We start from the raw sequence: 10,019 nt of genomic DNA, 5'->3' as shown, positions 1-10,019 counted from the left end.
CGCCGGCCGGCCCCTGGGCCGCGCTGGTCCAGCCGTTGTAGAGCTTGCGGTAGGTGGCATAGCCCTCGGCATCGGCCGTGAGGATCACATAGTGCTCCTGGTAGCCCTGGTACAGCTTCGGCAGCTCGGCGGCATCGATGCCGGCCCACGGACGGCTGTTGATCTTGCTCGTCACCGGGTTGCCCGGGCTCTCGAAGTCGTAGTAGGCAAAGCCCAGGATGCCGGAGTACTTCTTGAGGAACGGGCGCCAGGTCTTCACGAGCCAGGCGTTGAGGTCCTCTTCCTTGACGTCGGCGCCGGTCGGCGGGGCCGGCAGCTCGTCGCTGTCGGGCGCGGGCACGGCCTGGGGCTTGTCGATGACCGCAGCGGCCAGGGTGCTCACGGAATCCCACATGCGCGAGAGGCCCTCTTCCACCTCGTCGGTGGAGGTGTACTGCTCGGGCGTGGGCACGCCGGCGATGGCCGGGCCGGCCACGACCAGGTCGACCAAAGCGCCGGCGTACTTCTTGTAGCCCGCGGAAGGCACCTGGCGCACAATCTGGCCATTCGTGGCGCCGGGCACGTTCTCGAAGGTCACGGAGCTGAGCTTCAGCCCCTTGAGCGCCAGGTCGGCCTTGATGTTGTCGATAGAGGCGGTGTACATCTGGCCGACGTAGTTCGGCATCTCGACGTTCGGGGGATACGGGGGATCCTGGACGGGAACGTCCTTCTGCTCGTTCTCGTCGTATTCCCAGGTGATCTTCGGCACGTCATCGCCCTCGACGGCCGCCTTGTTCTGCAGCACCGGCACGATGCCGCCGTTGGGAATGGTGGTCACCAGGTCGCGCTTCACCTTATGGGAAACGGTGTTGGTCTCCACCTCGCTCTCGCCGCCGGCCTTGATGAGCATCTGGTGGGTGATGGTCTTGTAGGCATAGACGCTGTAGCTCGTGTTCACGGTGATGGACTCGCCGGGAGACAGCTCCACCTCGCTGAACTCCACCATAGCGCCCAGATTCTCGTCGATTGTCTGGGTGTAGGTGATGCGGTCACCGCCGGTGGTGGTGGCGCTGGCACTCACGAGGCTCGTCTTGTAGGCATCGCCGGCGTCCTCCTTGCCGCCCGTGGGCAGCGGGTCCTTCACGACGACCTTCTGAGCCGTATCGGTCTCGTTGCGGTAGGTCATGGTGTAGTTCAGCGTGTAGCGCTTGTCCTGCTCCAGCTCGCTGAAGGGCGGGTAGTCGCCGGTGGCCGACAGCTGGCCGACCGTGGCCACCACGATGTACTCGTCGTCGAACGAGCCGCTCTCGGGCTGGCTGCCCAGCTCGTTGAGGTAATAGGTCATCGTGGAGGCGTCGTCGGTGCGCTTGCCGTTGGCGAGCTGGCCGTTGCTGTCGCGGGTGCCGTCGTAGGCCTGGGAGAGCACGGTGGTGCGCTCCGGCTTGCCCATGATGTCGGAGTCGGCGTCGATGGCGGTGCCGCCGTTCTTCATGGCATCGCGCTTGGTGATGGCGTAGTCGTCGGCGAGGTTGGTGAGGTCCTCCTCGTCGATGCGCAGACGGTAGCCGGCCAGGCGCTTGGTCTTGTTGTCGTCGTCGATCTCGCGCTCGTCACGCGGGTCGATGACGTAGCTCGTCACATCGCGGAACAGGTACGTGCCCGCAACCGCGCCGTCGCCGGTCCAGGCCTCGCGCAGCTTGCCGCCGGGATAGAGCTGCCACGCGTAATCCGTGCCGTCGGTGACCTCCCACACCTGGGAGCGCACGAGATTGCTCGTATCGTCGGGGTTGTTGGGGTCGTAGCCCTTGGCCTGGGTCTTGTCCGTGGTCTTCTGGCCGGCGTTGGTCAGGTACACCGGGACCTTGGTGCCGTTGGCCTCGGCCATCTCGTCCACGAGCTTGTATTCCGGATCGGTCACAGGAGCGTAGTACCAGGTCTCCATCTTCACCTTCACGCCGCCGCCGTCCGGGCCCTGGCCGATGCCTTCCTCGGTATCTTCCTGCAGGCCGTTGTAGTTGGCGTCGTTCCAGACGTTGTTGCCCACATAGCCCTTGGTGCCGTCGACGTAGCCGAAGGCCAGGTTGTTGTAGCGCTTGTAGCCGCGCCACTTGTTCTTCACGTCGTCGTAGATGGCCTTGCCGGCATCGGGGCCCTCGGCCACCAGCGGGATAACCGCGGGCACCGGGTAGCTGCGGGCCGAACCGGACACGTAGCGCAGGTCGTTGTCCCAGATCAGCTCGTCGGAGTCGTAGTAGGTGAAGCCCTCCTGCTGATACTTCAGAGCATCGTTGGACCAGGTGTTCAGCGTCGGCTTGATGAGGCGGTTGGCCTCGGTGTCGGAGGTGCGGAAGACGTAGGTCTTGCCGGCGCGCAGGCGGAAGCGGAAGAAGCCGTCGTCGCCCGTGACCACCGAGGCGGTCTGGCCGTCGGCGTCGCGCGCGATGGCCGCCGACACCGAGCCGGTCTCGGGATTGTACTCGTAGGCGTTGATGCGGATGCCCGCCAGGCGCTTCTCCTTGACGAGCGTCACCTCGTCGGTGGCCTCGTCCTTCACCTTGCTCGTGGCGCCGCGCATCTGGTCCTCGAGGCTTAACGTCTCGCCTTCCTTGGCCACGCCCACGCCCATGGAGTCCATGAGCGAGTTGATGAGCTTGTCGTCCTCCATGGTGCCGTCGGCCAGCATGTCGTCGCGGAACGTGAAGCCCTCGAAGGTCACGCCCTGGGCGATGCCCAGCTTGTAGCCGGTCATCTCGGCATCGTAGGCGCGGTGGATCGGGTCGGAAAGCTGGTCGTAGTCGGCCTGGGTCACCTTGGCGTCGTCGTACTTCACCGCCTCCACCTCGATGTTGTCGGTGGTGATGATGAGCGCGGCCGGCTCGCCGGTCTCCTCGTTGGGCTCGCGGCGCTCAACGGAGATGTCGGTCTTCACCGGGTCGTGGGAGCCGTCGCCGGCCCAGCCGATGTTGGTGGTGGTCGGCGAGTAGTTGTAGTACTCGTCGGGGAAGGTGTAGCGCAGACGGTAGGTGCCCGGCGCCAGGTTCGAGAACATGAAGTAGCCGGAGTTGCCGTAGTAGTCGCTCTCGGTGGTGTAGGTGTAGGGCGCGCCCGTGTCGGACAGGCGGTAGCCGCCCCAGCTGTTGCGCTCGGGCTCGCCGGTGCGGGCGTCGCACTTGACCCACTGCGGGATGAAGTTGGTGTTGCGGTCGCTCACGAGCTTGACGCACTCGCCGTCGCGGTTGACCGGGTTGCCGTAGGAGTTCAGAAGCTCCACCTTCACGCCGTTCAGGCCCGGATCCTCTTCCTCGAGGTCGTAGTCGAGGTCGATGAGGTTGGAGGAGCCGTCCTCCTTCCTGGAGTGGTCGAAGGCCACGCCGTCGGCGGTCTCGCCGCGCAGCAGACGGCGGCCGTTGGCGCTCTCCTGGTAGGAGGGGTCCTGCTGGCCCTCGACGCCGGTGGCGGTGTCGTTGGTGATGCCGTCCCAGTTGGAATCCAGGTACACGTAGTCGCCCAAGTAGCCGCGCTCGTCCGGGGCGTCGATGAAGGCGCCGGCCTGGACGGCCTCTTCAGCCGTGACCTGGGTGGTGTTCATGTTGACGCGCATGAGGAAGGTGTTCCACTGGATCACCTCGCGCATCTGGTCGGCGCGCACCACGTTCTTGTGGTAGGCGGCCCTGGTGTCCTCGTCCCAACCCTGGTAGGTGTCGCCGTTCTCGTCCACATGCACCTGCAGATCGACCGCCGGGTCGCCGTTTTTGGTGCCCAGGAACTTGGGCAGGTTCAGCGGCGCCTTCATCTCGTAGTTCAGGCGCACGTAGCCCACGCGCATGACGTAGGTGGTGTTGAGCGGCTCGGCCCAGATGGCGCGCAGGTTGTGCACCAGCTCATCGGCGCGGTCGGGGTAGTTGGCGATGTACTGCTTCAGCTCGGAGAGCGGGATGAGGCCCTTGGAGCGCTTCAGCTGCTCGGCGGAGACGGAGTTCTCCGGATCGATGTTGCCGGCCTCGTCGTACTCGATGCGGCCCGCGCGGAACTCGTCCAGCACGATGTAGCGCTGCTCGGGGTTGTCGGTGAAGTCGTCCCAGTTCTTGTCGGTGGGGATGGAGTAGCTGCCGTCGGGGTTCACGACGACGTAGTCGCCCCACTGGGCCCAGCGGTCCTCATCGGGGCCGGGAAGCTGGTCGCCCTTGCTCTGGTAGCGGATGGAGGGAGCGCTTCCGTCGGCGGGATAGTAGATGTAGACGTCGTCTTTGTACACCGGGTAGGTATCGCCGCCCTGCTCGTACTTCTCCAGCTCGTAGAGCCACAGCAGGTCGTCCACCGAGCCGTTGCGCACGTGGGTCACGCCGTTGCGGGTCTCGGTGGTGTAGGGGCCCACCCAGATCTGCACCTCGGCGCCGGTCTCCGGCTCGCCGGTCTCCGGGTTGAGGGCCGCGTCCTTCAGCACGCGACCGTCGGAGGGCATGGAGGGCTCGTCGGCGGAGAACTGGCGCACCTCGATGGAGTCCAGGTCGGCGATCCAGCCGTTCCACTGCGAATCGCGGGCCAGCGAGTGACGGGTGCCGTCGCCGTTCCACACCTGCTTGTCGCCGTCGTAGGGCAGGATGTCGTAGAGCACGATGTTGCGGTAGTTCGACTCGGAGTTCTTGTCGTCGTCGTTGTTCACGGCCGAGGAGGCATAGGAGTAGGTGGTGCCCTCGGGAACCGCCGCGGGGCCATGGGCCGCGCGGGTGACGTCCTTGTCCAGTTGCGAGGTGGCGGTCTTGGTGGAGCCGACGCCCTTGGCCGTGGTGAACTGGATGGGGTTCAGCTCCATGACGATCATGGACTGGTCGGTGATGCCGTCCAAGTTCGCGTCGCGGTCGTCGGACTCAAGGCCGCGGGTCTTGCCCGAGTTGTCGTCGGTGTTCAGGGTGTAGCCCTCGAACTCGCCGGGCTTGTAGCCGAGCGCCTTGGTCTTGCGCAGCTCGGTGGACACCAGGTTCGACGCCTTGGAGTTGTCGGAGCTGATGGGCATGAGGTACTCGATGACGATGGAGTAGCCCGGCTGCAGGATGCCGCGCTCGGGGCTGTTCTTGTTCGGCAGCTGCTTGCCCGTGAAGGCCCAGGTGGCGTACTTGCGGTCCACGGCGCTTTCCGTGGTATCGCCGCCGGTGGTCTTCTCGTAGCCGTAGATCACATCGCCCTCGGCCACCTCCACGCTGTTCAGCACATAGGTGGAATCGCCCTCGTGGGGAATGGACTTCACCGTGCCCTTCACGTAGTGGCCGCCGTCGAGGAAGTAGACCTCCTTGCCCTCGGCCTCGGCCAGCTGCTCGGGGGTCATCTCGTCGTAGGTGGCCGAAGCGCCGCTGCCGTACTTCACATAGAGCTTCGTGGTCTGGGGAAGGCTCACGCCGTCCAGGGTCAGCTCGGTGTTCGCAGCATGGTTGGTGGCCTTCAGCTCCACCGGCACGTAGTCGACGCCGTCCAGCACGTACACCTCGGAGTCCACCGAGTTCTTGATCTCGTCGGCGGTCATGGGCACATACAGGATGGTGTTGTCCGCCTGCACCGCCAGCTTGTAGAACTCGAGCTTGTTGCCGGCAGAATCGCGCAGGTTTACGGCCGCGCCGTCGGCATCGAGGCGCATGATGGGCATGAACGTGGTGACCTTCTTGGTGGTGGAGGCCACCTTCTTGTCCATCATCTTCATGTCGCTGCCGTACTCGGGCGTGTTCATCTGCGGCAGGCTGGCGCTGTTGTCGATCGGGATATAGGTGCCCTGGCGCGGGTCAAGGCCGCTGTCGTTCTCGTCCATCTTCACGATGTAGTAGGTCCAGATGGGCACCTGGGCATCGAGGTTCTGGGCCGGGCGCTGTCCGTCGGGCTTGGTCTCGTAGTCCCAGTCGAAGAACTTGAACTGGCGATTGCCCTGGTTCTTGCAGGTAGCCAGGTACTCGTTGTACTTGGCCAGCTTGTAGGCCGTGAAGCCCTCGACGGTCCAGTCCTTCTCGGTGAGCAGGTCCTTCTGGTCCTGGTCGTAGCCCTCGAGCATCTTCGTGTACTCCGTGAAGGTGCACGGGCCGGTGTAGATGGGCGCCACATAGCCCGGCTGGCCCGAGACGCCCTCGCCGTTCATGAAGATGCCGTAGGACACGTACTTGCTCGGGTCGTAGGCGTCGGCCATGTACTGGGCGTAGGGCATGTAGGAGATCTTGCTCGGGTTCAGCAGGGTGTAGTCGCCGAAGCCCTCGCAGTAGGGCAGCAGCTGGGAGATCTGCGGGTTGGCGCAGCTGTCCTCCTCGTAGCCGGTGAAGCCGAGCAGGGCCATCTGCTCGTCGGAGAGGTTCGACAGCGTGATGCGGTAGCGCATCATGGCCGAGGAGTCCTTGTCGATGGTCGGGTTGTCCGTCGTCCACTTGTAGCCCGTGGTGCCGTTGCCGGAGAAGTAGCCGGAGGTGATGTCGATGGCGAGCACCGGGTCGGCCGGCGTGCGGAAGATGCCGGCGCGGGAGCGCTCGGCCTCGACGTACTTGGTGTCGTCGTAGCGCGGGGTGGCGGACACGAAGTGGTTCAGGTGCACCGTGACGTCGGCCTCGGTCTCCTTGACGATCTCGCGGGAGCGCATGGTGCCCGCACCGCACTTCGGGCAGGTGCCCACTTCCTCGCCGATGTAGCCGCAGGCGTCGCACTTATTGCGGGCGGCCATCATCTTGTTCACCTCGGAGGTGACGTCGGATTTGAACTCGAGCTTCGGCGCGGCGTTGGTGATGCCCGGGGTGAGGGTCTCCAGCGTGTTCAGCTCGTAGTTGCCGTAGCGGTCGTAGAGCGCCTCGCCGCGGCTGTTCAGGCGCAGCTTCCAGCCCACGTTGTTGCGCAGAGGATCGATGTCGTCGGCCTCCTGCTTGCCGTCCATGTCAACCTGGGGCGCGGCGTTCTCGTCGGCGTAGTCCTCGGAGCGCATGGCGTCCACATCCAGGCGGAAGCCGTGGGGCACGGCCACCTTGTTGGACAGCGAATCGTCGCGGTAGCTGCCGCCGGCGGGCACGGCCTTGATGATCCAGCGGATCTGGCGCACCTGCTGCACGTCGCTGGTCATGAACTCCTCGGCGCTGATAGTGACGTTCTTCTTGTCGGAGACGGCATAGCCCTCGGTGCGGCCGATCTGGACCCAGGCGGCCTCGTCGGCATGGTTGTAGTCGGTGGAGTCGCCGAACAGATCGAGGTCGTCCTCGCCGAAGAAGAAGTCGCGGTCGGCGTCGGTGCCGGCCAAGGCGAAGTTCTCGTGGTCTTGGTACTCGGTGCCGTTCTGCTCGTTGTAGCCGCTGTGGTCGTCCTCGACGTTGGTGGAGGCCAGGCGCGCGAACATGAACACGCGCAGGTGCTGCTCGATGGCCGCCTCCTTGTTGCCCTCAACCGGCGTGCGGGCAACCGTGACGCCCTCGGCCGGGTAGCCGTCCTCGTCCACCACGTTTCCGGAGCCGTCCAGATGCAGCTCGATGTCGGCCGGCTCGCCGTCCTCATCCGTACCAGAGATGGTCGCCACGCCGTCGGTGAAGACGAGCGGGGCGCCGTTGTAGGTGTAGGTGGTGGCGTACTCGGCGCCGGGAACCTCCCAGATGCCGGTGGACACCGACTCCAGGGCGTTCTGCAGACGGCCCACGCCCATCGCGGGGTCCTCGAAGGGCGTGTCGTACACGGTGCCCTCCTCGGTGGCCCAGTAGGGCACCTGCCAATCCAGCACGAAGGAGTTCACCGCGCCGCCGGTGTTGATGGCCTGGGTGATATAGAAGTTGTTCGCGCTCTTCACATGAGCGTCGCCGCCCAGATCCACGCCGAAGTCGGTGGAGGAGCGCAGGGAGCGCAGGGCCTCGGAGTCGGCGCGCACGGAGACGGAGGGCTTGCGGATGCGGAAGTAGCCGGAGGTCTCGTACACGTACAGATCGTCGGTCATATTGCCGTCGCGGTCGTAGTCGATGCCCTCGGTGCGGGAGTCCTCGGTCTTCTTGCCGGCGCGGAAGAAGCGGTTCACCGACTGGGAGTGGAACTTCGTGCCGATGATCGTCTCGGCCTCGTCCAGCTTCGGCTTGAAGGCGCTCGAGCCCTCGGGCAGCACGCCGGTTACCGGCTTTTCGTCCTTGCCGGTGCCGAAGTCCTTGTCCTTGTTCTCGTCGGCGTCGGTATCGGTGTCCTTGTCGAAGATGTGGCTCCAGCCCTGCTGATCGTCGTTATCCACCCAGTCGAGCTTGGTCTCGTGGGCCGTGGCGTAGATGGTGGAGTCGTCGGAATCCCACACGTTGATGGCCGCGAGCTGGTTCTTGTAGTTCACCAGCGCGCCGGTCTCGTCGTAGAGGGACTCGTCGATGGCGCTCTCGGCATCGCCCAGGTTGTCCAGGCGGGTCTTCACCTTCAGGGTCACCGACTCGCCGTAGCCCAGATAGCCGTCGGCGTGCACGCCGGCGTAGAAGCCGTCGATGAGCGAGCCGTACTTGCCGAACTCCTCGTCGGAGGCGTCATCGGGGGCGGCCAGCTCGAAGGTGACCACCTCGCGCTCGTGGGCGGCGTCCTTCATGGCGCGCGCCGAGCGGTCCACGCCCGCGGTGCCCTCGTCGTAGACCAAGCCGCGCGAGGCGGCCGTATCGGCCTCGTCGTCCACATCGGGCTTGCCGTAGTGGGCGTTGTCGGCGCCGTCGCGCACGCCGGAGGTGTTGTAGCTGTTGTCGCCGTTGTCGGGCTGATAGGTGATCTTCACCGTCCAGCCGCGGGCCAGAAGCTCCTTGGGCGTGAGCTTCTCGGTCTTCTTCTTCGGGTTGCCCTTCTCGTCCACGTCGTGGCGGTCGAAGTAGGTGCGCTCCACGTAGAAGGAGTAGTCGTCGCCCTCGTAGCCGCCGATCCACTCGTACTCGGTGGGGAACTGGTTGGCCAGGCTCTCGTCGTCGGTGAGCTTCTTCTCGTCGTAGAAGGTCACCTGGCTCGGCAGATGCAGGGCGTACACGAGCTTGGCGTGCTTCAGGTTGCCCTGGGCCTCCACGATATCGGTGTACTCGCTCTCGTCCAGGTAGTCCGCCGAGTTCAAGATGGTGGCCGCGTACCACGGCGTGTCGTTGTACTGCCAGGCATCGGTGTCCTCGGAGGGCAGGAACAGCGTCTCATGGTTGACCCAGTCGTTGTCCATGCCGAAGGACTCCATGGCCGACGGATCGTACTGCCAGCCGGTCTTGGCCCAGTTCTTGTCGGTCTGGGCCACCGCGGCCAGCGTCTTGTTGGCCACGACGTAGTCGCGGATGGTGGTGCGGCCGTCGGTGTACTCCTTTAAGAAGCGCACGGTACGGGTCGTGGAGGACTTCCAGTCGCTGCGGTAAGTGAGCGTCACGTAGTGGTAGGTCTGGGTGCGGGAGTCGTACACCAGGTGCGCCGGCAGGTACTCCTCGGTGTCGCGATCCCACACGTAGATGACCTCGCTGAAGAAGGGCAGCAGATCATCGAGGCTCTGGGCCGGACGCGGCGTGGGCGTCGGCTCCACGTAATCGGGGTCGACAAGCCACTGGGCGTAGAGCACCACGTTGTTCTGGAAGGTGGCCTTCTCCCCTACCGTGTAGGCCTCGCCGTCGCCGGAGGGCTTGGTGTTCCAGCCGATGAACTCGTAGCCGGGACGGGTGAAGCCGTTGGCCTTCACCGGGATGGTGGGCTTCACGATGCCGGAGTCGTCGATGGGATCTACCTTGAAGGTGTAGCCGTAGCCGGTCCAGGTGAAGGAAGAGCCCTTGGAGATGGTGACGGCCTTGTACAGCGGCGTCCCGTCCTCGCTGGCATCGGCGTAGATAGTCACCTTCGGCGTGGTCTCGTCGCCCTGCTGCAGCTTGTAGATCTCCTCCATGGTAAGCGGGTCGGTCTTGGTCGGCTTGTCGGGGGTCTCGATGACCGAGCCGCCCTCGTTGCCCTCGCCGTCGCCGCCCGGGGCAACGGTAGCGTCGTCGCCCGGCGTGATGGTGCTGGGAGGCTCGGTACCGGAGCCCTCCTCGCCTTCCTCGCCCTCTCCCGGGACGACCGGGTCGGGCTTG

1 protein-coding gene (only partly in view) is annotated in these 10,019 nt (G+C 65.1%); it reads right to left on the bottom strand.

The window, feature by feature from the left end; all coding sequences use genetic code 11:
- Nucleotides 1-10,019 carry part of the coding region annotated (locus tag VJ923_RS03795) for an InlB B-repeat-containing protein (protein WP_326438720.1) on the bottom strand (this coding region is incomplete at its 3' end). The annotated region continues 33,881 nt past the right edge of the window, so 10,019 of the 43,900 annotated nt are shown.

The sequence above is a fragment of the Adlercreutzia shanghongiae genome (assembly GCF_035830635.1).
Classification (GTDB): Bacteria; Actinomycetota; Coriobacteriia; order Coriobacteriales; family Eggerthellaceae; genus Adlercreutzia; species Adlercreutzia shanghongiae.
The sequence above is the reverse complement of the archived record's forward strand: the minus strand, read 5'-3'. Positions and strand labels throughout refer to the sequence as shown.